Origin of the sequence: Catenulispora sp. GAS73, assembly GCF_041262085.1 — a bacterium.
Classification (GTDB): domain Bacteria; phylum Actinomycetota; class Actinomycetes; order Streptomycetales; family Catenulisporaceae; genus Catenulispora.
Genome location: NZ_JBGCCM010000017.1, coordinates 20,791 through 46,911, shown reverse-complemented (window position 1 = coordinate 46,911; position 26,121 = coordinate 20,791). Strand labels below are relative to the sequence as shown.

The 26,121-nt window shown below is 70.6% G+C and carries 26 protein-coding genes; 13 read left to right on the top strand and 13 right to left on the bottom strand.

Annotation, left to right across the window (positions count from 1 at the left end):
- Positions 1–3: 3 nt before the first annotated feature.
- The gene (locus ABH935_RS25105) at positions 4–1,041 is read left to right on the top strand and encodes an NAD(P)-dependent alcohol dehydrogenase (RefSeq protein ID WP_370380374.1); all 1,038 of its coding nucleotides are present in this window, start codon (positions 4–6) and stop codon (positions 1,039–1,041) included.
- A 665-nt stretch (positions 1,042–1,706) separates the two neighbouring features.
- Here the strand turns inward: ABH935_RS25105 and ABH935_RS25100 are convergent.
- The 3 genes from ABH935_RS25100 to ABH935_RS25090 all read right to left on the bottom strand — a co-directional run bounded on the left by ABH935_RS25100 (position 1,707) and on the right by ABH935_RS25090 (position 3,678).
- The gene (locus tag ABH935_RS25100; RefSeq protein ID WP_370380373.1) at positions 1,707–2,270 is read right to left on the bottom strand and encodes a TetR/AcrR family transcriptional regulator; all 564 of its coding nucleotides are present in this window, start codon (positions 2,268–2,270) and stop codon (positions 1,707–1,709) included.
- Complete coding sequence (locus tag ABH935_RS25095) at positions 2,267–2,629, bottom strand: DUF1304 domain-containing protein (RefSeq protein WP_370380372.1); 363 nt, start codon at positions 2,627–2,629, stop codon at positions 2,267–2,269. The genes ABH935_RS25100 and ABH935_RS25095 overlap by 4 nt, the downstream gene beginning before the upstream one ends.
- A 104-nt stretch (positions 2,630–2,733) precedes the next feature.
- The gene (locus tag ABH935_RS25090) at positions 2,734–3,678 is read right to left on the bottom strand and encodes an alpha/beta hydrolase (RefSeq protein WP_370380371.1); all 945 of its coding nucleotides are present in this window, start codon (positions 3,676–3,678) and stop codon (positions 2,734–2,736) included.
- A gap of 138 nt (positions 3,679–3,816) precedes the next feature.
- Here ABH935_RS25090 and ABH935_RS25085 point away from each other — a divergent pair, with 138 nt between their 5' ends.
- Both ABH935_RS25085 and ABH935_RS25080 read left to right on the top strand, forming a co-directional pair.
- Positions 3,817–4,263: a MarR family winged helix-turn-helix transcriptional regulator gene (locus tag ABH935_RS25085; RefSeq protein ID WP_370380370.1), complete on the top strand. Its 447-nt coding sequence runs from the start codon at positions 3,817–3,819 to the stop codon at positions 4,261–4,263.
- 80 nt (positions 4,264–4,343) lie between these two features.
- Positions 4,344–6,443: a thioredoxin domain-containing protein gene (locus tag ABH935_RS25080; protein WP_370380369.1), complete on the top strand. Its 2,100-nt coding sequence runs from the start codon at positions 4,344–4,346 to the stop codon at positions 6,441–6,443.
- A 9-nt stretch (positions 6,444–6,452) separates the two neighbouring features.
- On the opposite strand, the gene ABH935_RS25075 is transcribed toward ABH935_RS25080, so the two are convergent.
- Entirely contained in the window at positions 6,453–7,394 is a 942-nt protein-coding gene (locus ABH935_RS25075; protein WP_370380368.1) for a hypothetical protein, read from the bottom strand.
- Positions 7,395–7,431: 37 nt separating this feature from the next.
- Entirely contained in the window at positions 7,432–7,932 is a 501-nt protein-coding gene (locus ABH935_RS25070) for a SigE family RNA polymerase sigma factor (RefSeq protein WP_370380367.1), read from the bottom strand.
- 593 nt (positions 7,933–8,525) lie between these two features.
- On the opposite strand from ABH935_RS25070, the gene ABH935_RS25065 reads away from it, so the two are divergent.
- From ABH935_RS25065 to ABH935_RS25055, 3 genes are all read left to right on the top strand, one after another.
- Positions 8,526–9,074 (top strand): hypothetical protein, encoded by a 549-nt coding sequence (locus ABH935_RS25065; RefSeq protein WP_370380366.1) that lies wholly within the window; start codon positions 8,526–8,528, stop codon positions 9,072–9,074.
- A 73-nt stretch (positions 9,075–9,147) separates the two neighbouring features.
- Positions 9,148–10,212 carry an NAD-dependent epimerase/dehydratase family protein gene (locus tag ABH935_RS25060; RefSeq protein WP_370380365.1) on the top strand — a complete coding sequence of 355 codons (1,065 nt, stop codon included), beginning with the start codon at positions 9,148–9,150 and terminating at the stop codon, positions 10,210–10,212.
- Between the two features lie 37 nt (positions 10,213–10,249).
- Complete coding sequence (locus ABH935_RS25055; RefSeq protein WP_370380364.1) at positions 10,250–10,612, top strand: YbjQ family protein; 363 nt, start codon at positions 10,250–10,252, stop codon at positions 10,610–10,612.
- Positions 10,613–10,635: 23 nt separating this feature from the next.
- Here the strand turns inward: ABH935_RS25055 and ABH935_RS25050 are convergent, their stop codons facing one another.
- From ABH935_RS25050 to ABH935_RS25040, 3 genes are read right to left on the bottom strand one after another with little or no spacing between them, the layout of a single operon-like run.
- On the bottom strand, positions 10,636–11,286 hold the full coding sequence (locus ABH935_RS25050) for a DUF1707 domain-containing protein (RefSeq protein WP_370380363.1): 651 nt from the start codon (positions 11,284–11,286) through the stop codon (positions 10,636–10,638).
- Between the two features lie 36 nt (positions 11,287–11,322).
- Positions 11,323–12,027: a FadR/GntR family transcriptional regulator gene (locus ABH935_RS25045; protein WP_370380362.1), complete on the bottom strand. Its 705-nt coding sequence runs from the start codon at positions 12,025–12,027 to the stop codon at positions 11,323–11,325.
- A 13-nt stretch (positions 12,028–12,040) separates the two neighbouring features.
- Positions 12,041–13,408, bottom strand: a complete 1,368-nt coding sequence (locus ABH935_RS25040) for a CynX/NimT family MFS transporter (RefSeq protein ID WP_370380361.1) — start codon at positions 13,406–13,408, stop codon at positions 12,041–12,043.
- 113 nt (positions 13,409–13,521) lie between these two features.
- On the opposite strand from ABH935_RS25040, the gene ABH935_RS25035 reads away from it, so the two are divergent.
- Both ABH935_RS25035 and ABH935_RS25030 read left to right on the top strand, forming a co-directional pair.
- The gene (locus ABH935_RS25035; RefSeq protein ID WP_370380360.1) at positions 13,522–15,174 is read left to right on the top strand and encodes a fumarate hydratase; all 1,653 of its coding nucleotides are present in this window, start codon (positions 13,522–13,524) and stop codon (positions 15,172–15,174) included.
- 70 nt (positions 15,175–15,244) lie between these two features.
- On the top strand, positions 15,245–15,439 hold the full coding sequence (locus tag ABH935_RS25030) for a hypothetical protein (protein WP_370380359.1): 195 nt from the start codon (positions 15,245–15,247) through the stop codon (positions 15,437–15,439).
- Positions 15,440–15,851: 412 nt separating this feature from the next.
- Here the strand turns inward: ABH935_RS25030 and ABH935_RS25025 are convergent, their stop codons facing one another.
- The 5 genes from ABH935_RS25025 to ABH935_RS25005 form a co-directional block, all read right to left on the bottom strand.
- Complete coding sequence (locus tag ABH935_RS25025; protein WP_370380358.1) at positions 15,852–16,571, bottom strand: hypothetical protein; 720 nt, start codon at positions 16,569–16,571, stop codon at positions 15,852–15,854.
- Positions 16,572–16,774: 203 nt separating this feature from the next.
- Positions 16,775–17,821, bottom strand: coding sequence for a hydrogen peroxide-inducible genes activator (locus ABH935_RS25020; RefSeq protein WP_370380357.1), 1,047 nt, complete (start codon positions 17,819–17,821; stop codon positions 16,775–16,777).
- Between the two features lie 51 nt (positions 17,822–17,872).
- Positions 17,873–18,535 (bottom strand): bifunctional 4-hydroxy-2-oxoglutarate aldolase/2-dehydro-3-deoxy-phosphogluconate aldolase, encoded by a 663-nt coding sequence (locus ABH935_RS25015; RefSeq protein WP_370380356.1) that lies wholly within the window; start codon positions 18,533–18,535, stop codon positions 17,873–17,875.
- Positions 18,532–20,118: an amidohydrolase family protein gene (locus ABH935_RS25010; protein WP_370380355.1), complete on the bottom strand. Its 1,587-nt coding sequence runs from the start codon at positions 20,116–20,118 to the stop codon at positions 18,532–18,534. The genes ABH935_RS25015 and ABH935_RS25010 overlap by 4 nt, the downstream gene beginning before the upstream one ends.
- A complete protein-coding gene (locus ABH935_RS25005) occupies positions 20,118–21,419 on the bottom strand; it encodes an amino acid deaminase (RefSeq protein ID WP_370380354.1) in 1,302 nt (433 codons plus the stop codon). The genes ABH935_RS25010 and ABH935_RS25005 overlap by 1 nt, the downstream gene beginning before the upstream one ends.
- Before the next feature lie 162 nt (positions 21,420–21,581).
- On the opposite strand from ABH935_RS25005, the gene ABH935_RS25000 reads away from it, so the two are divergent.
- From ABH935_RS25000 to ABH935_RS24980, 5 genes are all read left to right on the top strand, one after another.
- Positions 21,582–22,703 carry a sugar kinase gene (locus tag ABH935_RS25000; RefSeq protein ID WP_370380353.1) on the top strand — a complete coding sequence of 374 codons (1,122 nt, stop codon included), beginning with the start codon at positions 21,582–21,584 and terminating at the stop codon, positions 22,701–22,703.
- 79 nt (positions 22,704–22,782) lie between these two features.
- Entirely contained in the window at positions 22,783–23,523 is a 741-nt protein-coding gene (locus ABH935_RS24995; protein WP_370380352.1) for an IclR family transcriptional regulator, read from the top strand.
- 85 nt (positions 23,524–23,608) lie between these two features.
- Positions 23,609–24,019: a RidA family protein gene (locus ABH935_RS24990; RefSeq protein ID WP_370380351.1), complete on the top strand. Its 411-nt coding sequence runs from the start codon at positions 23,609–23,611 to the stop codon at positions 24,017–24,019.
- Positions 24,020–24,154: 135 nt separating this feature from the next.
- Positions 24,155–25,375, top strand: coding sequence for an alpha/beta hydrolase (locus ABH935_RS24985; protein WP_370380350.1), 1,221 nt, complete (start codon positions 24,155–24,157; stop codon positions 25,373–25,375).
- A 27-nt stretch (positions 25,376–25,402) separates the two neighbouring features.
- Complete coding sequence (locus ABH935_RS24980; protein WP_370380349.1) at positions 25,403–26,065, top strand: SDR family oxidoreductase; 663 nt, start codon at positions 25,403–25,405, stop codon at positions 26,063–26,065.
- Positions 26,066–26,121 lie beyond the last annotated feature (56 nt).

The window sequence follows — 26,121 nt, the reverse complement described above, 5'->3', positions numbered from 1 at the left end:
GGGATGCGCGCGGTACAAGTGGTCGGATTCGGGCGGCCGGTCGAGGTCGTGGACGTGCCGGAGCCGGCGGTCGAGGGACCGCGGGACGTGGTGGTCCGCATCGCGGGCGCGGGGATCTGCCGGACCGATCTGCACATCGTCGAGGGCGGCCTGGAAGCGGCCTTCTCGCAGCGGCTGCCGCTGACGCTGGGGCATGAGAACGCAGGCTGGGTCGAGGCCGTCGGCGACGGGGTGTCGCATCTGACCGTCGGTGACCCGGTGATCGTGCACCCGGCGGTCACCTGCGGGTTCTGCGACGCCTGCCGACGCGGCGCCGACATGCACTGCGCGACGTGGCGCTTCCCCGGCGTCGACGGCTGGCCCGGCGGCTATGCGGAGCTGATGCGCACCTCGGCACGCGCGTTGGTGAAGCTGGCGGCCGAGGCGTCGCCGGCCCGCCTGGCGCCCTTCGCCGACGCGGGCCTGACGGCGATGCACGCGGTGCAGCGGCTGACACCGTTCGCGGGCGTCGGTACGACAGTGGTCTGTCTCGGCTCCGGCGGCGTGGGACAGATCGCGGTGCAACTGCTGAAGATCCTGACGCCGGCCCGCGTGGTCGTCGTGGAACCGGACGAGGCGCGCGCTCAGACTGCCCGCGATCTGGGAGCCGACGAAGTCATCACCCTCCCCGCCGAAGCAGCCGCCGACGCGATCCTGGACCTGACCGCAGGCCACGGCGCCCAGGCGGTTCTCGACCTGGTCGGCGAGGGCGACGTCCCGCAGCAGGCACTGCGCATGCTCGCCAAGGGCGCCGTCTACTCGATCGTCGGCTACGGCGGCGGCGCGCACATCGAACACCTGGACATGATCAACCGGGAGCTGACCATCCTCGGCAACCAGATCGGCACGCACGCGGAACTCGGCGAGCTGATGGCCCTGGCCGCCGCCGGACGCGTGAGGCTGAGCACCGAGACGTTTCCCTTGGAGGCGGCGGCCGAGGCGATGGCGGCGGTGGCCGCCGGACGCGTCGGCGGACGGGCGGTCCTGGTGCCGGGAGGCTAAGGGGAATGACGCCAGTAGTCGCTGTCCGGCGGCACCTTTGACAGACTGCTGTGATGCTCCCGCCACGTCGGGAAGGTTCCGGTGTGGCGCGAGCATCGTTTCCGGCTAGCCGAAGATCGACAGGCGCCGTCCGCGCACGAGGGTTGTGCGGGCGGCGCTTGATCTTTCGACGGGGATTGTCGGCGCGGCTGAATACCCTGATGTCATGACCAAGTGCTCAGCCACGACCAAGACGGGCAAGCCGTGCCCGGTCGACGCGCGGCCTTCTGGCTTGTGCCATGTCCACGATCCGGCGGTCCAGTGCGGGGTGCCGACGCGGTCCGGTCGGCGGTGCCAGGTGCCGACCGGCGGTGGTCGGTGCAAGACGCATGCCGATCCTTTGACGGAAGTCGCGAAGGCGCTGGCGGTGGCGCAGCGGGCGGTCGCGGATGCTGTCGCGGCTGGCGCTGATCGGCGGGGGTTGACCGAAATAGTGGGTTCTGCGTTGTCGGCCATGCGGGGTGAGGTGTGGCCTGATGCCGCGCCGGCTTCGCTTCCCGGTTGTGTCGGTGTCGGTGTCGGCCGTGGCAGTGGCAGTGGCAGTGGCGGTGAAGCTGGGGCCGGGGCTGGCGTTCGTGCCACCGTCCCCGTTCCTCAAGTAGCTACAGCTGAGCCTTTGCCCGGCTTCAACTGAGTCGCGTGCGGTGCAGCGAGATGAGCAGACGCCAGACCCGCGCCGCCACCTCGGTCGCGGTGCCAGGCACGAGCCCGTGCATCCAGTCGGCCAGCACTCCCGTGAACGTGCCGGCCACCGCGGCGGCGACCAGTTCCGCCTCCGGCGCTCCGGCCAGCTCGCGTTCCGTGCGACTTCGTTCCCTGAGATCCCGGTGCAGGACCATGCCGAGCGGGCCGCCGCCTCCCGGGGTGAGGAGCGCGGTGTAGACGGTGCGGTGCCGATCCAGCCCGGTGAAGAACTCGTCGAGCGCCGGCGGCGGGGACTCGGGATCCGGGATCCCGCGCCAGGCGTGCAGCGCGTCGACCGCTTCTCGGACGATGTCCGCGCACGCGTCGACGGCGAGTTCCTCCAGCCCCTGGTAGTGCAGGTAGAACGTGGCTCGGCCGACGTGCGCGCGGTGGACGACGTCGGCGACGCTGACGTCGCTCAGCGGCTGCTCGGCGCAGGCTTCGAAGAGCGCCGCACGCAGTCGCTCCCGGGTCCGTGCGGCGCGGGGATCTTGGACACCGCTCACCGAGCCAACAGTACTGCCGCCAACGCCAGGGCTCCCGGCAGAGCCTGGGCCACCAGGATGCGGCGGTTCGCCGTGGCCGCTCCGTAGAGGCCCGCGATGACGACGCAGCTCAGGAAGAACACCTTCGCCGAGAAGGCCGTGGGGGAGTCGGCGATGAGGCCCCAGACCAGGCCGGCGGCCAGGAATCCGTTGTACAGGCCCTGATTCGCGGCCAGCGGAGCGGTGGCGCGGGCCATGTCGGGGTCGAAGCCGGAGAGGTCGCGGCCCGGCTTCTTCTGCCACAGGAACATCTCCAGGATCAGGATGTAGGCGTGGAGGGCTGCGACCAGGCCGGTGAGGATGTTCGCTGTCGTCTGCACGGGTCCACCTTTCTAGACGGGTGTCCAGAATAGATGGACGGGTGTCTAGAAAGCTAGTCTGCTGCCTCTTCCTCTGCCTCTGCTCAGTGGTGCGTGTCGTGACGTCACCGAGCCGCCGGTTCGAGACGGTCGGCGCCGGCATCTGTCATGGCGTGCGCGGCGCTGATCCGCGTGCTGAAGAACCGGGCGGTGCTGTCGAGCGCGGCGTCCGCTTCGTCGAGCCGGCCGTAGTGGTGCTGGTAGACATGCGGGAGATCGCTGCCGATTTCCAGCGTCACCTCCACGTCGGCGGCACCCGCGCGTCCGGCCAGGCGGACCGCGTCGTCGAGCAGGAGCTCGTTCGTCCCGACCTGGATGAGCAGCGGCGGCAGGCCGGTCAGGTCCGCGAACAGCGGGCTGGCCAGGGGCTGCGTACGGTCTCCGGTGCCGATGTAGAGGTCTGCGTAGGCGCGGATGTCGGCCTCGACGAAGATCGGGTCGGCGCCGTGCTTGCCGCGCATGCTGTCCCCGCTCGCCGTGAGATCGACCCACGGCGAGAAGACGGCCGCGGCGGCGGGCAGCGGCAGCCCGGCGTCGCGGGCCGCGAGGAGCGTGGCGATGGTCAGGCCGCCCCCGGCGGAGTCTCCGGCCACGACGAGCCCCCGCGCGTCAGTGCCAGTCGCCAGCAGCTCGCGATAGGCGGCGAGCCCGTCCTCGACGGCCGCGGGAAAGGGGTTCTCCGGCGCCAGACGGTAGTCGAGGGACGTGGCGCGGAGCCCGGCCCGGCGCGCCAGCTCGCCGACCAGGCCGGCGTGCGTGTCCGGCGAACCGATGACGTAGCCGCCGCCGTGCAGGTAGAGCAGGTGGCCGTAGCTGGCGGCGCCCTTCGGCGTCAGCTCCAGCGCCGGCCGCCCGCCGAGCACGGTCCGTCGGACCGCGACATCGTCCGGCGCGTGCCGGGCGATGGCCGCCGCGAAACCGCTGCGCTGTTCCTCGACGCTCGGCGGCGTCTCGGGGCGCGGGGCGGAGCGCAGCAGGGCGTCGATGGCTTCACGCTGCTGTCGGGACATGGTCGCCTCCGTGGCTGGTGAGCGGCGGCCCCTGCGGCCGCCGCACTCGGTCTGCCAAGATGGATTCCCAGGAATCCATCTGCACCCAGCCAACCACCTTCCAAGGAAGATGATTCCAAGGAATCCATCGGAGCCACTGTGAGCCGCGTCACACCCACCTTCACCGACCTCGTCCGCGTCGAGACCCGCCTCTACAACGCAGCCACCGCCCGCCTCCGCACCGAGCAGGGCACAGGCCTCGGCCACATCGAGTTCCTGGAGATCATCAACCGCATCCCCGCCTGCCGCGTCCTCGACATCGTGAACGAAGTGGCAATCACCGTAGGCGCCGTCAGCAAAGCAGTAGACCGCCTAGCCGCCGCCGGCTGGTGCACCCGCGAACCCCACCCCCAGGACCGCCGCTCATCAGTCCTCCGCCTCACCCCCGAAGGCAAGAAGACACTGGCCGCAGCCCGCCCCATCGTCGAGGACGAACTCGCGGCACTGACAGCGACTCTCTCCGACGACGATCTGACCCGCCTCGCGGAGATCCTGGCTAGCCTGCGCGCGACGCTTGAGGCGGGGTCTTACGGGCAGCCGGGCTGAGGGAGTGGCGTGATTCGATCGGGGCCGCGACTCGCGTGGATCGATCGGACGATGGCCGACCATCGTGAAAGACTGGCCGCATGAACCGGCTCGGTAGTGCCACCTCGCCCTACCTCCTCCAGCACGCCGACAACCCCGTCGACTGGTACCAGTGGGGCGAGGAGGCCTTCGCCGAGGCGCGGCGCCGTGATGTGCCGCTGCTCATCTCCATTGGGTACGCCGCGTGCCATTGGTGTCATGTCATGGCGCATGAGAGCTTCGAGGATGAGGCGACTGCCGCTCTCATGAACGAGAAGTACGTGTGCGTGAAGGTTGATCGCGAGGAGCGCCCCGACGTTGATGCCGTCTATATGGCGGCTACGCAGGCCATGACTGGCGGTGGGGGGTGGCCGATGACGGTCTTCGCCACGCCTGATGGCAAGCCCTTTCAGGCTGGGACCTACTATCCGCCGGTGGCTCGGCACGGTTTGCCGGCGTTTCAGCAGTTGCTGGTCGCTGTTGATCGTGCGTGGGGTGACATTCGGGACGATGTGCTGCGGGCGGGTGACGGCCTGGTCGCGGAGCTGGCGCATCATGCGCGGGTTGTGGCCGGGGCGGAGGGGGTGCCGGATGCCGCTGCGCTCGGGGCTGCTGTGGGGGCGTTGCGGCGGGAGTTCGATGGTGAGCGCGGTGGGTTCGGTGGTGCGCCGAAGTTTCCGCCGTCCATGACGTTGGAGCAGTTGCTCCGCCACCATGCGCGGACCGGCGATGCCGATGCGCTCGTGATGGTCCGGCAGACGTGCGAGGCGATGGCGCGGGGTGGGATGTACGACCAGCTCGGCGGCGGGTTCGCGCGCTACTCCGTCGACGATGCGTGGGTGGTGCCGCACTTCGAGAAGATGCTCTACGACAATGCCCTGCTTCTCCGCGCCTACCTGCACCTGTGGCGCGCTACCGGTGAGGCGCTCGCGCTGCGCGTCGTCAACGAGACCGCCGACTGGATGCTGTGCGAGCTGTGGCTCGACGGCGCCGGCGGGTTCGCCTCGTCGCTGGACGCCGATACCGACGGCGTCGAGGGCAAGTTCTACGCCTGGGACGCCGACCAGCTCGAAGCCGTCCTCGGTGAGGAGGACGCCGCCTGGGCCGCGACGGTCTTTGACGTCACGCCCGGGGGCACCTTTGAGCACGGGCTGTCTGTCCTCCAGCTGTTGCAGGACCCTGATGACGCCGTGCGCTTCGCCGGCGTGCGCAGCCGCCTGTTCGAAGCCCGCCGCGACGAGCGCACCGCCCCGGGCCGCGACGACAAGGCCGTGGCGGCGTGGAACGGCCTGGCGGTGGCGGCGCTCGCCGAGGCCGGGGCGCTGACCGGGCGTCCCGAGCTCGTGACGGCTGCGCGTCAGACTGCTGAGATGCTCGAACGCGTGCACTGGGACGACAAGGCGAAGCGTCTGACGCGCACCTCGCGCGATGGCGTCGCCGGCGCGCAGAATCCGGGCGTTCTGGAGGACTACGCCGATGTCGCGGAGGGGCTCCTGGCCCTGTACGCCGTCACCGGCGAGCCGCGGTGGTTCGCCTTCGCGGGCCGGCTGCTGGACGTCGTCCTCGACAACTTCCGCGACGAATCAGGCCTCTTCTACGACACCGCCGATGACGCCGAGACCCTGATCTTCCGCCCGGCCGACCCGACCGACAACGCGACCCCCGGCGGCACCTCGGCGGCGGCCGGAGCGCTGCTCACCTACGCCGCGCTCACCGGCTCGGGACGCCACCGCGAGGCCGCGGAGCAGGCGCTGCGCTTCACCGGCGCGCTGGCCGAGAAGGCGCCGAGGTTCGCGGGCTGGGGACTGGCGGCGGCCGAGGCGCTGGCGGACGGGCCACGCGAGGTGGCGATCGTCGGCGAGTGGAGTGGAAAAGCGGCAAAGGGAGGAGATGAGGACGCCTTCCGGGCCCTCCACCAAGCCGCTCTCCGCAGCACCGCCCCCGGCCTCGTCATCGCCGTGACCCCGCCGAAGGAAACGGCTGAAGCAGAAGCGGCAGATGCAGCAGAAGCGGCGGGGACCCAACGGGACCCCGCCACCCTCCCCGAACTCCTCCACGACCGCCCCACCATCGCCGGCGAACCGACCGCGTACGTCTGCCGGGGCTTCGTATGTCAGACCCCTACAACGGATCTCAGTGAGCTGACAGCGCAGCTGGGCTAGCCGACAGGGCTAGCCGGCAGGGCTGGAAACGGGGCTCGACGCCGGGCTGGTCGCCGGGCTGTCGGCGCCGCCGTTCTTCTGCTGCAGCAGCTTCGACTTGTCGCCGCTCGGAACCTTCGGAGCGGTCGGCAGCGGCTTGGCCCACACCGCCTCGATCGCCTTGTCCCACACCGCCGACTGCACGATCGCCGTCGCCTGGTCCGTGGTCAGCCCGAGCTTGCTGGCGGTCGTGGTGCCCTTCTCCTGTACCGCGTTGAGCACCTGGATCTCGACGGCGACGCCGTCGGTGCGGTACCACTCGACGTCGATCCGCTTCGCGGCCGGGTCGCCGTTGCCGGCCGGCCACTCCGGGCCGTCGAACACCTGCAGGTGGCTGCCGTCGGGCAGGGTCCGCTCCGTGAAGTACGGCGGCAGCGAGCCGCCGCCCTGGTCCTGGTAGCTGGAGCGGACGACGTTCAGCGAGACGCTGCCGGCCTGGCCGTCGTAGCCGATGCGCAGCGTGGCGTACGGACCGGCCGGGCCGTCCGACCCCTCCGAGTACAGCACCTTCTCACCGGTGAAGTGATACGGCGCCAGCGCCTGCTCCAGCCAGCCGGCCATCTGGTCGCCGCTCACCGGCGGGACGGCCGGGGTGTTCGTCGAGCTCGTCGTGGTCGGCGTCGGCGTCGCGGCGGGGCCGGTGACGTCGGCGGGCGTCGTGGACCGCGGCGCCGTGGGCGTGCCGCTGGAGCCGGCCGCGATTGTCGCCGGGCTCCCGTGGCCGGGGGCGCCGACCGCCGCCACCACGCCGAACACCGCGGTCACGCTGGCCGCGGCGCCGGCGATCTGCGCGACGCGCCGGTTGCGGCGCTTGCGCACGCCGCGTTCGATGCCGCCGGCGGTGAGCTTGCCGATGTTCGGGTTCAGGTTCTCCGTCGCGCTCCGCATGACACCGTTGAGGTTGTCGGGCATGTCAGCTTCCTTCTTTGTCGGATCCACAGTGTGGTGTTCAGGTGAGGGCGAGTTCCGGAAGCAGATCCCCGAGCGTGCCGCGCAGCCGGGTCAGCGCCCGGTTCGTACGCGTGCGCACCGCGCCCGAGCTGGCGCCCATGATGTGCGCCACCTCCTCGACACTGCGGTCCTCCCAGAACCGCAGAACCAGCACGGCGCGGTCCTTGGCCGGCAGGGCCGCCAGGCCCTCCAGCAAGGTCATGCGCAGGGACGCGTCCGCCTCGTGGAACTCGGCCTCGGGCAGGCTGGAGGAGGGCAGCTCCCGTGAGCTGCGCTTCCTGCGCGCCGAAATGAACGTCCGGGTCAGCACGGTCTGCGCGTAGGCGTCGGGGTTCTCGATACGCCGCTTGCGTCCCCAGACCGCGAAGACCTTGCCGAGCGTCTCCTGAACGAGGTCCTCGGCTTGGTGCCAGTCACCGCACATCAGATACGCGGTACGGAACAGGTGCTGGGTCCGCGCTGAAGCGAACTCCAAGAACTCTTCATCGTGCTTCGCCATGGCCACCGCGCTTCCCTCGTCGAACATTCCACCCGTACCGACGCGGAGTCCGGTGCCGGTGTTACAGACGCGGCGCCCGGTGGCGATCGCGATCTCTGGATCCGTCCCCGAGCGTACGTCAGCGCCCTAGTCACATAGGTGCGCATTTCTACGTCGCCTGACGGATCAGGCTTCCGGTGTCTCGCGCCTACGCTGAAGCCAGGCGCCAGACAGGCAGCTGGAGCCGCCGAACGCGTTCGAGAATTCTCTGCAAGACCTCTGCTGTTGTGCGGTCCCGGGGTGTGGCCCGGTTCGGCACGCGACGGTCACCATAGAAAACTTCACAAGAGAGACGGTCACTGGGATAAGTCGTCGTGAGGGTCAACGGCACTGCGTTGTGTGGACGCGCGCCGGTACCCGCGCTGGCTGGTGAAAGGACTCCGGATTGCGGTGAACCGCGCGCGATGAGGCGCGCACTGATCGACACAGGTCGTGCAAACCTCCCTGGGGGGACCAGGGGGCAAGGCGGGGCGTTCGCTCAAGGCGAACGCCCCGCCTTTATTCGTGCGCCCGCGAAGCTGTCGTAGACGTTGTAATCGTGTAATCGTGGATACATGGCTACACGAGAAGAGCTGATCGAGAAGACACGAGGATGGTTCACAGGACGGCTGCCGGAGGACCTGTTCGACGGCGCGCCGGAGGTCACGGTCGACCGCGAGGAGATCACGGTCGTCGGGCGGATACCGGAGCCGGCCTACACCGAGGGCGCCTCGGAGGCGGAGAAAGCCGCCACCGTCGAGGGCCGGATCAAGGAGTTCCGGGAGCGCACGCGCGAGGCGCGCATGGCCGTGGCCCGGGACGCGGAGCACAAGTTCGGGCGCAAGGTCTCCTGGGGCGTGCGGTGCGGTGACCAGGGCCGCCTGTTCACGCACCTTTCCGTGCCGGTGATGACCCGGCTGAAGCAGCCAGAGCGCGCGCTGCTGGACACGCTGGTGGACGGCGGCGTCGCCCGCAGCCGGAGCGACGCGCTGGCCTGGTGCGTGCGGCTCGTGGAGAAGCACGCCGGCGACTGGGTCGGCGACCTGCGGGACGCGATGCGCAAGGTCGAGGAGGTCCGGGAAGCCGGACCGGACCGTGAGAGTGAGAGCGCGGACGAGAGCTAGAACTGATTACGGTTCGCTGAACGGCGGCGTCGCATGGGGTGCGGCACCGCCGTCGGCGTCTAGCGTCGGCGGCATGAGGGTTCTCGTCACCGGTTCCGCCGGGTTCATCGGGTCGCATGTCGTCGAGGCGCTGGAGGCCGCCGGGCACGAGGTCGTGGGATTGGACCTGGTGAACGGCGCCGACATCCGGGACGCCGAGGAGGTTCGCAGAGCCCTGCGTGGCGTGGACGCCGTCTGCCACCAGGCAGCGAAGGTCGGCCTGGATCGTACCGTCGGCGACGCGCCGGACTACGTGTCGCACAACGACTTCGGCACATCGGTCCTGCTGGCCGAGATGGCCGCCGCCGGGGTGCGGGCGCTGGCCTTCGCCTCGTCGATGGTCGTCTACGGCGAGGGTCGGTACGAGTGTGCCGAGCACGGCTGGGTACGTCCCGGTCCGCGGCGCGAAGGGGACCTGATCTCAGGGTCCTTCGAACCCCCGTGCCCGATCTGCGCGGAGCCGTTGGCCCCGGGACTGGTCGGCGAGGACGCTCCGCTCGATCCGCGCAACGTCTACGCCGCCTCGAAGCTGATGACCGAGCATCTGGCCGCCTCGTGGGCACGTCTGGCCGACGGCGTCCGCGGCGTGGCCCTGCGCTACCACAACGTCTACGGCCCGCGGCTGCCGCGCGACACGCCCTACGCGGGAGTCGCGGCGCTGTTCCGGTCGGCGTTGCTGCGCGGCGAGGCGCCGGCGGTGTTCGAGGACGGCGGGCAGCGGCGTGACTTCGTGCACGTGCGCGACATCGCGACCGCGAACGTCGCCGCGCTGGAGTGGGCCGCCGGTGCCGCCGCTGCCGCCGGTGCGTCTGGTACGGCCAGTGCTACCGATGCCGCCAGGGCCGACGGATGCGGGCCCGGCGAACTGCGCGCCTACAACGTCGGCAGCGGAACCCCGCGCACCGTCGGCGAGATGGCCGCCGAGCTGGCGCGCGCGATGGACGGCCCGGCTCCGGTGGTGACCGGCGGCTACCGCCTCGGGGACGTGCGGCACATCACCGCCTCCAGCGCGCGGATCCGTGACGAGCTCGGCTGGCGCCCACACGTGGAGTTCGCCGACGGGATGGCGGAGTTCGCGCTAACCCATTCGCTCGCGTAGCGCGCCGATCGGGCCCGCGGTGCTCAAGCTGTTCGGTATGAGCACTGACTACAGCGGCGGCCAGGATCCTGCGAACACCGTGATGGTGAGCACGATGAACGACCTGCCGGGGTTCCGCATCGAACGCGTGTTGGGCGAGTGCTTCGGGCTGACGGTCCGTGCGCGCAACATCGGCAGCTCGTTCGGATCGGCGATGAAGTCGCTGAAGGGCGGCGAGCTGAAGGGCCAGACGAAGATGCTCGTCGACAGCCGGATGGAAGCGATGGCCCGGCTGACCGAGGAGGCCACGCGCCGGGGCGGGAACGCGGTGCTGGCGATGCGGTTCGAGACGTCGCCCGGCGAGCTCGGCACCGAGATCTGCGCTTATGGGACGGCCTGCGTGGCGACGCCGCTCAACTAGAGTTCGGAACCAGCTTGGAAGGGCTAGCGCCCGAGGAACTTGCCGAGCTTCTTCGGCTTGGGATACCGCACCGACACCTCGCCGAACAGCGCCATCCCGCGCAGCACCACGACCGGCGAGTCCGGCGTGATCGGCACGTCCCCGGCCGCGTTCCGGTCCGAACCGCTGCGCGAGCCGAACACCGCGGTGCCCTCGTCGCGCACGATGACGCCGTGCGGCACCTTGATCTCGATCGAACCGAACACCGCGTTGGCGATGATGACCACCTCGCGCTGCGTCAGCACGGCCTCGCGCAGGTCGATGGTGACCGAGCCGAAGACGGCGGCCGCGGTGGTCTGCGACGGCACGACCCAGCGCCCGGAGCGCTTCTGCTCGGCGAAGACCGCGGTAATTTTGGAACCCGGCGCGTAGTCCGCGGGCATCGGCGGGACCGGGGAGGTGGGACTGGCGAGGGTCGCGGCGTGCCGCTGCGGCAGGTCCGACAGCAACGGCGACAGCTCGCCGAGGGTCTTGGCCTTGTAGGCGAGATCGATGCGCTCGTTGTGCTCTTCGACGTCGAGACGGCCCTCCGCGTAGGCCTCTCTCAGGGCGTCCGCCACACGGTCCCGGTCGGCGTCGGAAGCGCGCATGGTGCTGTGGGGGTCGTTGGCCGGAAAGGCTGCGGGCACGCTCACCTTGTGCACTATACGCGCGGCGATCGTGGAAGGGATTTACTCTTCCGCGCTGGTCTCCACGTTCAGCGAGGCCTCGCGCACCGCGGCCTCGGGGTCCCCGGCGCGCACCGCGTCCAGCAGGGTGCTGTGCCCGGCGACGAGGAAGCGGTCGAAGTCCGTGCGCAGCGCGCGCTCCGTCAACACGGTGCGCAGGGCGCTGCCGATCTCCAGGTAGAGGTCGAGCAGCAGCGGGTTGCCTGCGGCGGCGACCATCGCGGTGTGGAAGTTCGCGTCGGCCTCGACCCACTCGTCGACCCAGGACGTGTCGCTCGGATCGGCCTTCTCGACCCTGCGCGCCGCGACGTCCCGGGCGGCCAGCGCGGCGTCGCACGCTTCGAGGTCGGAGGGAGTGGCCCGGCGCGCGGCCAGGCGGGCCGCCTCGACCTCGATCGCGCGGCGGACCTCCTGGACGTGGTCGTGCGTCGTGGCCTGGATCTCGCGCCGCAGCGCGCCGGAGAGCTCGCTGCGGGCCCGGACGTACGTCCCGTCGCCGCGTCGCACCTCCAGCAGGCCGGCGTGGGCCAGCGCCCGCACCGCCTCGCGGACCGTCCCGCGGCCCACGTTCAGAGCCTCGACGAGTTCCGGCTCGGTGGGGATGCGGGCGTCCACCGCCCACGCGCCGCTGCTGATCTGTTCGCGGAGCTTGTCGATGACTTCGTCGACCAGTGAGCCGCGCTGGATGCCGGTGAGTCCGTTCGCCACAGACGGCAGTCTCTCAGTTCGCGGCCGCGGTGGCCGAGCCGGAGTCCCCGCCGGGCGCTGCCAACGTGCCGCGCTTGGGCGATCCCACGTAGGACGCGACCACTCCCTGGGCCAGGACCACGGCGACCATGATGCCCAGCGGGACGGTCCAGCTGTGCAGGGCGTGGCCGAGGAAGCCGAACATGATCGGGCCCGTCGCGGCGATCAGGTAGCCGGCGGACTGGGAGAACGCGGACAGGGCCGCGGTGCCCTCCGGGGTGCCGCCGCGAAGCCCGATCATGGTCAGGACCAGCGGGAAAGCGGCCATGCCGACGCCGATCAGGACCGCGGCCAGGTAGGCCAGCGAGGCCGGGGCGACCATCAGGGTGACGAAGCCGAGCCCGAAGACCACGCCGAGGCTCATGGCCAGCAGGCGCTGGCTGCGCAGGCGCGCGGCGGTCAGCGGCACGATGAACGACAGCGGCGCGTTGACCGCGAACGTCACGCTCAGCACGGTGCCGGCGGCGGCCGAGGACATGCCGTGGTCGTGCAGGACGGTCGGGATCCAGCCCATGACCACGTACCCGGACATGCTCTGCAGGCCGAAGGCGAAGGTCATGGCCCAGGCGAGCTTGTTCTTGGCCAGGGACTTCAGCGGGATGTGCGGCCGCTGCGCGGCGCCGGAGGTGGCGGCCGCGGCGGCGACGCCGCGGTCGTGGCGGCGGCGGTGCGGGTGGCTGGCCATCCACAACGCGAGGCCGGCCAGGGCCGGGATGGCCCAGAACTCCAGGCCCGCGGAGGGGCCGCCGAGGGTGTTGGACAGCGGGACCGCGATGCCCGCCGCGACTGTGGAACCCAGGGCGATCATCGTGGAGTAGAGGCCGGTGATGGCGCCGATGCGGTGCGGGAAGTAGGTGCGCACCACGACCGGCAGCAGGACGTTGCCCAGCGCGATGCCGATGCCGGCCAGGACGGAACCGGCCAGCAGGCCGGGGACGTCCGGGATGCCACGCACCGCGGAGCCGGCGACCAGGACGGCCAGGCTCGCGGCCAGGACCGAGCCGGCGCCGTGCCGACGGGCCAGCCAGGAGCCGGCCGGGCCGGCGAAGGCGAAGATCACGACCCAGAGCGTGGGCAGCAGGGTGACGACGCCGGCGCCGAGGTGCAGGCGGTCGCGCAGCTGGTCGAGCAGCGGGCCGGTGGAGGAGACGCCGAGTCGCAGATTGGCCGCCACCAGGACGATGCCGGCCAGGATCAGGGCGCCGCCGGCGACCTTCTGTTGGCGGCGTTCCTCGGGCTCGGCCGGTGCGGTGGGTTCGGTGAGTCGCTCGAAGCTTTCCAGGAGGTCCGTTTCCAGGAGGTCCGTTTCGCGGCTGTCCGGCCGGTCGAGCGATATCGTCATGCGTCCGATGGTAAGACGTATGATGTTTGTGTTTCAAGTTCCCGCGACCCGGTGTGGCACACCGCACAAGCAGGGCTTCCGGGGGCTCCGTGCGCCGCGAGTACGCTGGCGACATGCCTGACTTCGAGTACGCCGACCTCCTCCCGACGGGGCCGGACGAGACCCCGTACCGCCTGCTCACGACCGAGGGCGTCAGCACCGTCGAGGCTGGCGGGCGCACGTTCCTTCAGGTCGAGCCGGAGGCGCTGCGGCTGCTCACCGAGACCGCGATGCACGACATCGCGCACTACCTGCGTCCCGGGCACCTGCAGCAGCTGCGCAACATCCTGGACGACCCGGAGGCCTCGGCGAACGACCGGTTCGTGGCGCTGGACCTGCTGAAGAACGTCAACATCTCGGCCGGCGGCATCCTGCCGATGTGCCAGGACACCGGCACGGCGATCGTGATGGGCAAGCGCGGCCAGCAGGTGCTGACCTCCGGCGGCGACGAGGCGCACATCGCACGCGGCGTGTACGACGCCTACACCCGGCTGAACCTGCGCTACTCGCAGATGGCGCCGCTGACGATGTGGGACGAGAAGAACACCGGCTCGAACCTGCCGGCGCAGGTGGAGCTGTACGCCACGGACGGGGACGCGTACAAGTTCCTGTTCATGGCCAAGGGCGGCGGGTCGGCGAACAAGTCGTACCTGTATCAGGAGACGAAGGCGATCCTGAACCCCAAGGCGATGCTGAAGTTCCTGGAGGAGAAGATCCGCTCCCTGGGCACCGCGGCCTGCCCGCCGTACCACCTGGCGATCGTGATCGGCGGCACCTCGGCGGAGTTCGCACTGAAGACGGCCAAGTACGCCTCCGCGCGCTACCTGGACACGATGCCGAAGCAGGGCTCGATCACCGCCCACGGCTTCCGTGACCTGGAGCTGGAGGCCGAGGTCCTGGAGCTGACCCGCCGCATCGGCATCGGCGCGCAGTTCGGCGGCAAGTACTTCTGCCACGACGTCCGCGTGATCCGCCTGCCCCGCCACGGCGCCTCCCTCCCGGTGGCGATGGCCGTGTCCTGCTCGGCGGACCGCCAGGCCCTCGGCAAGATCACCCGCGACGGGGTGTTCCTGGAGCAGCTGGAGTTCGAGCCGGGCCACTTCCTCCCGGAGACCACCGACGAACACCTCGACGACGACGTCATCCGCGTGGACCTGTCGCGCCCGATGACCGAGATCCGCTCGGAACTGTCGAAGTACCCGGTGAAGACCCGCCTGGCCCTGACCGGCACCCTGGTCGTGGCCCGCGACATCGCGCACGCGAAGATCAAGGAACGCCTGGACGCCGGCGAACCGATGCCCCAGTACATGAAGGACCACCCGGTCTACTACGCGGGCCCGGCAAAAACCCCCGAGGGCTACGCCTCCGGCTCCTTCGGCCCGACGACCGCCGGCCGCATGGACTCCTACGTCGCACAGTTCCAGGCCGCCGGCGGCTCGATGGTGATGCTGGCCAAGGGCAACCGCTCGAAGCAGGTCACCGACGCCTGCGCGGAGCACGGCGGCTTCTACCTCGGCTCCATCGGCGGCCCCGCGGCGCGCCTGGCGCAGGACTGCATCAAGAAGGTCGAGGTGCTGGAGTACCCCGAGCTCGGGATGGAGGCCGTGTGGCGGATCGAGGTGGAGGACTTCCCGGCTTTCATCGTGGTGGATGACAAGGGGAACGACTTCTTCCAGGACACGACCGGTCCGGTGATGCGGATCGGGAGCAAGCCGCCCACGGCGTGAGATGTCGCTCGGACGAGCTTTGATGGGGGCCCCGGCGCGTGATCGTGTGCGCCGGGGCTACAGTCCGGGCATGGACGACGACGCGATTGCGCTCACGCTGGATCGGCCGACCGCCCAGGCTTTGTGGCACCTGCTCCGCGAGGTGGGTGAGCACTGGGCGGCCGGCGCTGACCTGGTGCCGCCGCCGAGTGAGGAGATGGAGCGGCTTGGCGCGTTGCTGCGGGCCGTTGATGTCGCACTGGGTCGCAACACGCGCTTTGCGTAGAGGGGTCAGGACGACTCTTTCCCGGACGCCGGATGCTTCCGCTGTCGGTGGTCAGTGCCTTGTCCCGTATCGGCGGCCGGCCTGGAACGACGACCATTCTGGTGTCCGCGTCCGCCGGGTCGTCCCAGGCGTTGGGTGTGAGGTCGCGTTCCATCGGCGAATCGTCGCACGAAGATCGCGGAGGCCAGGCTAGGTCAGGCCAGGTCAGGCTCGTGACGACGCGTCGGGCGGAGCGCCTGGTAGCGAGCTCAGGCCGTGCCCGACTCGGCGCCGACGCCGAAAAGCGCCGAAGGACGCGCCTGCCGTTACCGAGAGGCTGGCGCCGAGCAGCGAGACGATGTGGACTCCGCCGCCGAAGAACCAGTTTCGGAGCGGGGTAGTCCCGGGTCGCCGCCGATCGTCACCCTCAGGCTCAGGCGCCGCCGGCATTCCGGCTCCGCGCCATCGCCTCCTTCAGCAGGGCGCCGGCGTACGCGGCCGCCGCGTCCTCGTCGTCGAGCAGGTATGGCGGGCATGTTCCGACCGGTGGTTCGGCGTCTGTCAGTGCCTTGATGAGCTCCGGAACCTGGTCCGCGCCCAGCTGGTGTGTCCGGAGCTCGGTCAGGCCGGTGAAGACGAACGCCACCTGGTTGGAACCCGGGGTGTAGCGGAATTCGTAGTCTGCGAAGCCGGCGACCGCGCCGCCGATCTCGGTGCCCGACTCGGTCGAGCTGCCGCGCGCCGTGCCGCGCGTCAGGGCCGAGCCCATCACGTCCGCGTCCTGGCCTCGGCGTGCGTTGGGGCGGGCCAGGAAGGGGCAGGTGAACGCGGCGAAGAGCATGCAGGCGCGGTGGCCCGGCGGTTCGGGGGACGGTGCCTTGTTGGTTGCGGTCTGGCCGGCCTTGTGTGCGGCGGTCAGCGCCTCGGTCTCGGCCGCCGCGATGACGCGGTAGACCGGCCCCGGTGCCATCGGGGTGCCGCAGATCGAGCAGCGGCGTTCGATCGCGCAGATCAGCGTGCGGGCCGCGCCGGTGATCGCGAAGGTCGGGTTTCCCTCGGCGTCACGGGGTGTGATCGCGGGGATCGGGTAGCCGCGCGGGTCGTGCGGCAGGGCGGCTATTGCGGGCGGCACGGGAGTCTCGCGGGGCGTCATGGCGCTATTGAAGCAGGGCGGCCGGGACTGCGGGCGCGAATGATCAACTGTGCGGTACGTGGCGGTAGCATCACGAAACGGTCATCGCCGCGCAAAAGTTGATAACCGATCGGCAACAACTCTTGGCGTTTCACCCAATTCTCAGCATGATTTGCTGGTGGGCCGGAGCTGCCGCTTCACCTGCGGCGGGGACAGATGAAGAGTCAGCTCCGGTCACCGGCCTCCGCCGTGACAAGTGGGGTCAGCGGGGCCGCCGCGGCCAATGGCGCCGCCGCGACCAGCCGCACCGGCAGCCGGGCCGCCGCGACCGCCTCGCGCATCGCCGCCGCCAGCCCGCCGAACTCCTCGGCCCGCGCCGACGACGACCGGTACACCAGCCCGATCCGCCGCGACGGCGCCGTCCCGTCCAGCCTGCGCGCCTCCAGGCCCGACCCGGCGCGCGCGTCCACCGCGACCGCCGTCTCCGGCAGCAGCGTCACGCCTATCCCGCCGGCCACCAGCTGGACCAGCGTCGACAGCGACGCGGCGCGCGTCGCCCCGGAGCCCGCGGCACCGACCTCGGCGCAGACGTCCAGCGCCTGGTCCCGCAGGCAGTGACCCTCCTCCAGCAGCAGGATGTCGTGCTGCTTCAGCACTTTCCGGGAGACCGGGCCGCTCCCGACCGGGAGCGTGTGCTCGGGCGCCACGACCAGGAAGTCCTCGTCGTACAGCGCCAGCTCGTCGACGCCTGGCGCCCCCGCCGGCAACGCGAGCAGCCCGAGGTCGAGCCGCCCGGTTGCTATGCCCTCCAACAGCACCGCGGTCTGTTCCTCGTGGACGAACAGGTCCAACTTCGGGAACCGCTTCTTCAACGGCCGCAGCAAAGCCGGTAGCAGATACGGGGCCAGCGTCGGGATCACGCCGACCTTCGCGGTCCCGGTGAACGGCTGCCGCGCCGCCGCGGCCTCCTCGACCAGGTCGTCCATGGCCGCCAGGACGCGCTGCGCGTGCCGCGCCACCCGCTCGCCGGACGACGTCAGCAGCACCTTGCGCGTGGTCCGCTCGACCAGCCGCGTCCCGAGGTTCTCCTCCAGGGCCGCGATCGCCCCGGACAGCGCCGGCTGACTCATCCCGAGCACCGCGGCCGAGTCCCGGAAGTGCAGATGTTCGGCGACCGTCGCGAACGCTTTGAGCTGCGCGATGGTCGGGGTACGGAGGGACGTGGCGATGGTGGTGCTCCCGGCGTGCGCGCTTGCTAGTGATAGATCCACTTTAACGCGGTATGGGAAGCGCCGGGCGTGAGGTGATCGATCTCTCGGGTGTCAGGCTGATGGCTTGAGGGCCGCCATGAACGCTCGGGCGCGCCGGGTGATCTCCGGCCAGTCTCCCGCCTCCACCACATCCGGCGGCACCACATCAGTGCCCGCACACACCGCGAGCGCTCCCTGGGCCAGGAAGTCCGCGGCGTTGCCGGCGTTGACTCCGCCGGAGGCGACCAGCGGCAGTCCCGGGTACGGGCCGTTGAGGTCCTTGAAGTAGCCGGGGCCGAACGCCTTGGCAGGAAAGATCTTCACGGCCGCGGTGCCGAGGTCCATCGCCTGCGCGACCTCCGTCGGGGTCAGCGCTCCCAGCACGATCGGGACGCCCGCCTCGTGCGCGGCCGCGGCGACCTCGGGCCGCAGCCCCGGGGTGACGAGGAATGAGACTCCGGCATCGATCGCGTCCTTCGCCTGCTGCGCGTTCATGACGGTCCCGGCGCCGATGCGGTGCCCGGCGGCGACGGCGGCCCGCAGGTGCGGCACCACGTCGGGCGTGCTGAACGTGAGCTCGGTGCAGGTGATGCCGCCGGCGGCCAGTGCCGCGCACAGCGCCGCCGAATCAGGGATCGAAGGTGCGCGGACCACGGCTATCACCGGCTCGGCGGCCAGGGCCGCGCGGAAGTCCGGATGCGGAAGGTTTGGGAATCGATGCAGATCGAAAGTCATAAGGCTGATACCCCCTGCTCTGTACGTCGCAGCGCCCGGCCCGCCAGGGCCCCGGTGGGCGTGCCGTCTGTCAGTACCGAAACGCCGTTGACCAGCACTTCGACGATGCCGTCGGCGGCCTGGCGGGGCTGTTCGAAGGTCGCGGTGTCCGTGACGGTCCGCGGATCGAACAGCACCAGATCGGCGTGGTGGCCGACCCGGATCAGGCCGCGCCGGTCCAGGCGCAGGCGCCGGGCCGGCCGGCCGGTCATCCGGGCGACCGTCTCCTCCAGTGTCAGGACCTTGAGATCCCGGCTGTAGTGGCCGAGATAGCGCGGGAACGTGCCCCAGGCGCGGGGATGCGGACGCGCGCCGACCAGCAGGCCGTCGCTGCCGACCGTGTGCGCGCGGTGCCGCATGATGGCGCGGACGTTCTCCTCGTTGCCGACGTGGTGCAGGATCGTGGTCCCCAAGCGGTCCGTGCGCAGCAGGTCGAAGAACGCCTCGGTGCCGGTCACGGCGCGCGCGGCGGCGATCTCGGCGACGGTGCGGCCGACGGCGTCGGACAGGCTCGGATCCTGGACGCCGGAGATCTGGATGGTCTGCCAGTCGACGATCATGCCGTGGTTGCCGTCGCTGCCGCGGTCCTCGACGTCGCGCCGGATCCGCTCCCGGGACGCCGGATCCGCGAGCCGGGCCAGCGTCGCGTCCGGGCCGCCTTCGGCCGACCAGCTCGGCAGCAGGGCCGCCAGGGTCGTGGAGCCCGGCAGGTAGGGGTAGGTGTCCAGGCTGATGTCGCAGCCCTCTGCCAGGCCGGCGTCGACCAGCTCCAGAAGCTCGGCGGCTCGGCCGGCGTTGACGCCGAAGTTCATCGTGGCGTGCGCGAGGTGCAGCGGGCAGCCGGAGCGGCGCGAGATCTCGATCATCTCGGCGTAGCCGCCGAGGGCGCCGGCGCCGTAGGAGCGCTGGTGCGGGGAGTGGTAGCCGCCGTACGCGGCCACGACTTCGCAGAGTTCGACCAGCTCGTCGGTGCCCGCGTACATGCCCGGCGTGTAGGACAGTCCGCTGGACATGCCGACGGCACCCTCGCGCATCCCCTGCGCGACCAGCTCGCGCATGCGGTTCAGCTCGGCGCGGTTCGGTTCGCGGTTGTCCCAGCCCATAGCGAGCATGCGGACCGAGCCGTGCGGGACGAGGTAGCAGGCGTTGACGGCAATACCCTGATCCAGTCGGTCGAGGTAATCGCCGACGGTGCGCCAGTTCCAGTCGAAGCCGTCGGGGTCGCCGTTCCAGCCGGCGATCTGGCGGCGCAGGGCGGGCAACGTGGTGTCGTCGACCGGGGCGTAGGACAGGCCGTCCTGGCCGAGGACCTCGCAGGTCACGCCCTGGGTCACGCGCGAGGGGTGGTCGCGTTCCACGAGGGTGCGCAGGTCGGAGTGCGCGTGCATGTCGATGAAGCCGGGGGTCAGGACGAGGCCGTCGGTGGGGCCGGCGACGGGGCTGACGTCGGTGATGAAGCCGTCGGCGACGGTGACGTCGGCGTGGTAGCGGTCGGCTCCCGTGCCGTCTACGACGGTGACGCCGCGGAAGACAAGATCTGTCATCAGAAGAACGTCCTCACCAGATCGACGATCAGCGGGTCGGCCCCGTCGGAGTCGTCCAGGACGGGGATGAGCGTCCACTTGTCGAGCGCCGTGCACGGATGCGAGAGGCCGAAGCGGAGCACGGCGCCGACGGGAGCGGTGTCACCGGCATCGCGCAGGAACGTGTGCTGGTCGTTCAGCGCGGTCACGGTGCCGACGGCTGGAATCGGCAGGCCTTCGTCGAAGGGGAAGTCGCGTTTGCCGCCGTCCAGCAGCGAGAGCTGCGGCTCGGGGTGAGAGACGACGCGGGCCCAGCCATGCATCGCTGCCCGGAAGGGAGTCTTCGTGGTGTCGCGAGACAGCGGCGAGATGGTTCGGTAGTGCCCGTCGTCGTGAATGACGTAGGCGCCGGAGCGCAGCACCACTTCGGCCCCTGATTCGATGGCCGCAGGCTTCAGGATCTCGGCGACGTCGTCGAAGTAGGCGCTGCCGCCCGCAGTGATGACCGCGTGCTCGGTCTCGTAGGCCGCCGCGATGCGGAGGTGTAGCTCGGCGAGGTTGCGGAGGTAGCCGCGGACTACCTTGAGGCTCTCGGATGAGGCGTCGTGAGCCAGGGAACCTTCGTACCCTGCGATGCCCGCGAGCCTCAGCGTCGGCGCCGCCCGGACCGCGTTCGCGATGTCTTCGGCCTCTGGGATGCTGCGCGCTCCGGTCCGGCCGCCGGTGCCGCCGAGCTCGACCAGGACTTCGACCGGCCGGTCCGTCTCGGGATCGGCGCCGCTGCCGACGCCCGCCGCGCGCAGGGCGGCGTCCATCTGGGCCACGGATTCCACGGAGTCGACCCACGAGACGAACGCGAAATCCGGGTCGGCGGCCAACTCGGCGGCGATCCACGCCAGGCCGGCCGGGTCGAGCAGGGTGTTGGCGAGCATCAGGCGCTGGACGCCGAAAGCCCGGGCGACGTGCAGCTGCGGGAGGTTGGCGAGCGTGATGCCGACCGCGCCGGCGTCCAGCTGGGCCTGCCACAGCTCCGGCGCCATCGTGGTCTTGCCGTGCGGGGCGAGGGTGACGCCGGCGTCGCGGCACCAGGCGGCCATGGTGAGCAGGTTGTGGTCCAGCGCTCCGGCGTCGAGAGTGAGGAGCGGAGTGCCGAGGTCGGACAGGTGCGGGGCCGAGGCGAGCCAGGCGTGCGCGGTGCGGCCCCAGGCCTGCGGCGGCAGGGCTTTGAACCGCCAGTCCAGGTGCTCCTCGGCGAGCGCGGCGACCGCCGCTCGGTCGATGCCTGTGGACGCGGTGTGGCTGCCGAACGTCTGGTGGACCATACGGCACCTCCGCTGCCAGGGGCGTTGCACTATTTGCAACGCTCGTTGCATATGCTGTGCTTCGGTTCTAGCATTCCAGCCGAAGGGTGGTCAACGCCGCGGCACTCGCGGCGGGCCTGGCGAGAGGCGAGGACGGGACCGACGGATGGCAGGGGAGGCCGCATGGTGACGCCGTGGGCGGTGTGTGTCGGCGAGTCGATGGCGGCGCTGCTGCCGGACGGGCCCGGGCCGCTGGACGGGGTCGAGTCGTTCGCGGTGTCGGCCGGCGGCGCGGAGTCGAACGTGGCCTGCGCGCTGCGTGCGCTGGGGGTGCCGAGCGCGTGGGTGAGCCGCGTCGGGGACGACGGGTTCGGACGCCGACTGGTCGGCGAAGTGGCGCGGCGCGGCGTGGACACGTCGGGCGTGGCGGTCGATCCGGCGCGGCCGACGGGCTTGTACCTGAAGGAGACCGGCGGATCCGACCGCGACGGGGACCTCGGTGCGGGTCGCAGCAGGCTGCATTACTACCGCGCGGGTTCGGCCGCGTCGGCGATGTCGCCGGCGACGTTGAGCGAGGCCGCGGTCGCGGACTTGGTCGACGGCGCGAGGCTGGTGCACCTCACTGGGATCACGCCGGCGCTGTCGGAGACGTGCTTGGCGATGGTGCGTGCGTTGCTGGACGCGCCGCGCGGGCAGCGGCTGATCAGCTTCGATCTGAACTGGCGGCCGGTGCTGTGGCGGGACCGCGACGCGGGGGTGCTGCGGGAGTTCGTGAACGCGGCCGATGTCGCCCTGCTCGGCGCCGACGAGGCCGAGGCTGCTTTCGGCACTGGCGTTCCGGCAGAACTCAGGACACTGTTTCCGGGGCCGTCGACGATCGTGGTGAAGGACGCCGAGCGCGTGGTCACGGCGCTGACGGCCGACGGCGCGGTGTCCGAGCCGGCGCTGACGGTGGACGTGGTCGAGCCGACCGGCGCCGGGGACGCGTTCGCCGCCGGCTACCTGGCCGGCACGCTGCACGGCTTCGATCAGCGGCGGCGCTTGCGGCTCGGGCATTTGGCCGCTGCTTCAGCGTTGGTGGCGCACGGGGATGTGGGGGAGTTGGGCGACTTGAGCAGGCTCGCTGTCGGTGACGGTGCCGATCGGGCCGATCGTTCTGCCTCTTCTGTCCCTTCTGAGACCGACGGTCAGTGGTCGGCGGCGACGATCGCCGCACTGCTGGACGCCTCGGCCGAGGAGTGGCGCGCGACGCGGGTCTCGGCCGACGGCATCGTGGTCGGCGGGCCGGAGACAGGGCGTCCGTGATCCGCCATCAGCCGTTCGCAGCAGCTCGGGTCGCGCAGGGTCGCGCAGCCGGCGTCGTCCGCGAGAAAGTGAGGGTGCCATGAGCCAGACCGTCACCCGCGCTCTGCGCCTGCTCGCCGAGCTCGGCGACGGCGAGCGCTCGCTCGACCAGCTGGCCGAGGTGGTCGGCGTGCACAAGACCACCGTGCTGCGGCTGCTCCAGTCGCTGGAGGAGGATCGGTTCGTCTACCGCGACGCCGACTACCGCTACCATCTCGGGGCCGGCCTGTTCGCGTTGGCCAACCTGGCCATGGAGCAGCGTGGCGTCCGCCGGATCGCGGCGCCGCATCTGGCCGCGCTGAACGCCGCGACCGGCCAGACCGTGCACCTGGCCGCGTACGAGGGCGGCGAGGTCGTCTACATCGACAAGTACGACTCGCGCCACAAGGTGCGCATGTACTCGCGCGTCGGGCTGCGGGCCGGACTGCACAACACGGCGGTGGCGAAGGTGCTGCTCGCGGACCTGCCGGCGGCGGAGCGACGGCGGGTGGTGGCCGGGATCGAGTTCGTGCCGCACACGCCGAACACCATCACCTCCGGGCCGCAGCTGCTCGCGGAGCTCGACACGGTGGCCGCGCAGGGGTGGGCGCAGGATCACGCCGAGCACGAGACGTTCATCAACTGCGTCGGGGCGCCGGTGCGGGACGCGTCCGGGCGGGCCGTGGCCGCGGTGTCGATTTCGGTGCCGGACGTCGTGCTGCCGTACGAGCAGGTGCTGGAGCTGTTGCCGCAGCTGCTCGATACCGTGCGGGCCATTTCGGCTGACGCCGGGGCGCCGTGAGTTCGCATCCTGATTCGCCTGCGTCTCCTGATTTTCTTGTCATCCCTTCCGATTCCGTCATCACCCAAAGAAAGTGAGCCCTCTGATGACCTCCTCCAAGACCGAGATCCGTACCGACGGCGCCCCGGCTCCGATGCCGGTGTTCTCCCAGGGCGTGCGAAAGGGCCCCATCCTGCAGGTGTCCGGGCAGGGCGGGGAGGACCCGGCGACCGGCCAATACGTGGCGCCTGGTGACGTGAAGGCGCAGACCGCGCGGACGCTGGAGAACGTGAAGGCGATCGTCGAGGCCGGCGGCGGCACGGTCGACGACATCGTGATGTTCCGCGTCTATCTCACGACGCGCGAGCACTTCGCGCTGATGAACGAGGCGTACGCGGAGTTCATCGAGGCGAACCTCGGCGCGGACGGTGTGAAGCCGAGCCGGACGACCGTCTTCGTCGAGCTGCCGAAGGCGTCGATGCTGGTGGAGATCGACGCGCTGGCCGTCGTCGGCTGACGTGCGGGTCGGCGTCGCTCACGCCGGGGGCTTCATCCTGCGGGATGAGGCCCCCTGGATCTGCGGGATGACCTGCGGCGAAGTACCATCCGTGGACTGATCCACGATGAGGGGCGCGGCTCATAACGTCGAGCCATGGAAATCAACCGACGCCGTCTTGCGGCCTCCGCGATCGTTGCCCTGTCCGTCTCCGCTATCACCTTCGTCGGGTCCGGCGCCGCTTCGGCTGCGGCTCCGGCGAGGCAATCGTCCTCGGTCTCCGCGCCTGCTTCCGCCGCAGCCGCCGCATCTGTCGCGCATTTCGCGCTGCCCGCGCCGACCGGTCGCTACGCGGTCGGTGCGGACGTTCTGCACCTGACCGACACCAGCCGCCTCGACCCGTGGAACCCCTCGGCCGGCTATCGCCAGCTGACTGTCTCAATGTTCTACCCCGCTCGTCAGGGGACCGGGCGGCCCGCGCCCTATATGAGCGCTGGTGAGGCGCAGAACTTCGTGGCTCTGCGGGTGCCGCCGGGTTTCGGTATCACCGCTGACGCTGTTGCGGCGTTGCAGACTCACGCTTTTACCGGCGCTTCGGCTGCGCACGGCAAGTTCCCGCTGGTCGTGCTGTCGCCCGGGTTGGAGAATCCGCGGGCGACTCTGACTTCGGTGGCGACCGATCTGGCCAGCCGTGGCTACGTCGTGGCGCTGGTCGGGCATCCGTATGAGGACAGCGGCGAGCAGTTGGCGGACGGGAGTATCGCGCCGTGCTTGTGGTGCAACCAGGACGGGGCTGACCCGGCCAGTGACGACCAGTTGGTCGCCAGCCGTGGCGTGGACGTGAAGTTCGTGATGGACCAGCTGACTCGGGCTCACGTGTGGGATCTCAGCCACCTGATAGACAAGCACAGCATCGGCATAGCCGGGCACTCCGCCGGCGGGGCGGCAGCCGCGGCGGCGATGGAGGCCGATCCGCGGATCAAGGCCGGCGTGAACCTGGACGGCACCTTCCTGCCCGCGGTGCCGGCCGCGGCGCTCGGCGATCGGGCGTTCATGCTGTTCGGCAAGCAGAGCGACCATGTCGAGGGGAACGCGCCGTACTTGGATCCCACCTGGAGCGCCACCTGGGCCGATCTGAGCGGGTACAAGCGGTGGTTCGCGGTCTCGGGGGAGGCGCACGCGTCGTTCACCGACATCTCGGTGCTGGCCGAGGAGGCGGGGATGCCGGTTCCGGGGCAGACCTTGGACGGCTTCCGCAGCATCCAGATCACTCGCGACTACGTCGCAGGGTTCTTCGACGAGACTCTGAAGGGGAAGGCTTCGCCGCTGATGCACGGCGACTCGGCGGCGTATCCGGAGGTGGCCGAACAGCCGTAGTCGGGCCGTTGATCGGAGAATGGCCGCATGACGGTTCGCGATTCTGTGGGTGACGGCAGGTACTTGGTGCTCGGCGGGTCGGGCCGGACCGGTTCGCTCGTGACGTCGCTGCTGCTGGAGCGGGGTGCACAGGTGACGGTCGCGGGGCGGCGTCCCCGCGGCGTCGCCGGCGCCGACACGGCTGTGGTGGACCTGGCGGCCGGCTTCGACACGGCGCTGCTCGCCGGGTACGACGGAGTGGTCGTCTCGGTCGAGCCGCCGGCGGACGAGCACGGCGCGGAGGCGGTGATGCACCGCGGTGTGGCGGCGGTCGGCAAGGCCGCCGCCCAGAGCGGGGCGCGGGTGGTGCTGGTGTCGCAGATCTACATCACGCGGGCCGCGGAGCATCCGCAGATGTCAGGGATCATCATCGCTCGCGGGCGGGGCGAAGAGGCACTGCGGGCCAGCGGGGCGGCGTACACGATCGTGCGGCCGGCCTGGCTGACGCCGGGGCCCGCAGGCGGGGTGCGGCTGGAGCAGGGGGACGCGGGGGACGGGCGGGTCAGCCGGGCTTCGGTGGCTGCGGCGGCCGTCGCGTCGCTAGCGTCACCGGATGCCGTGGGGAAGACGTTCGAGATCTATGACGCGGGCGATGTGTTGCCGGATTGGGCGGCAGAGTTTGCGGCGTTGGCTGCTGACTCAGGGGTTTGATGGATTCGGGCGTCATGGTCGACTTCATGCAGCGACTCGACGCCGATGACGCTTCG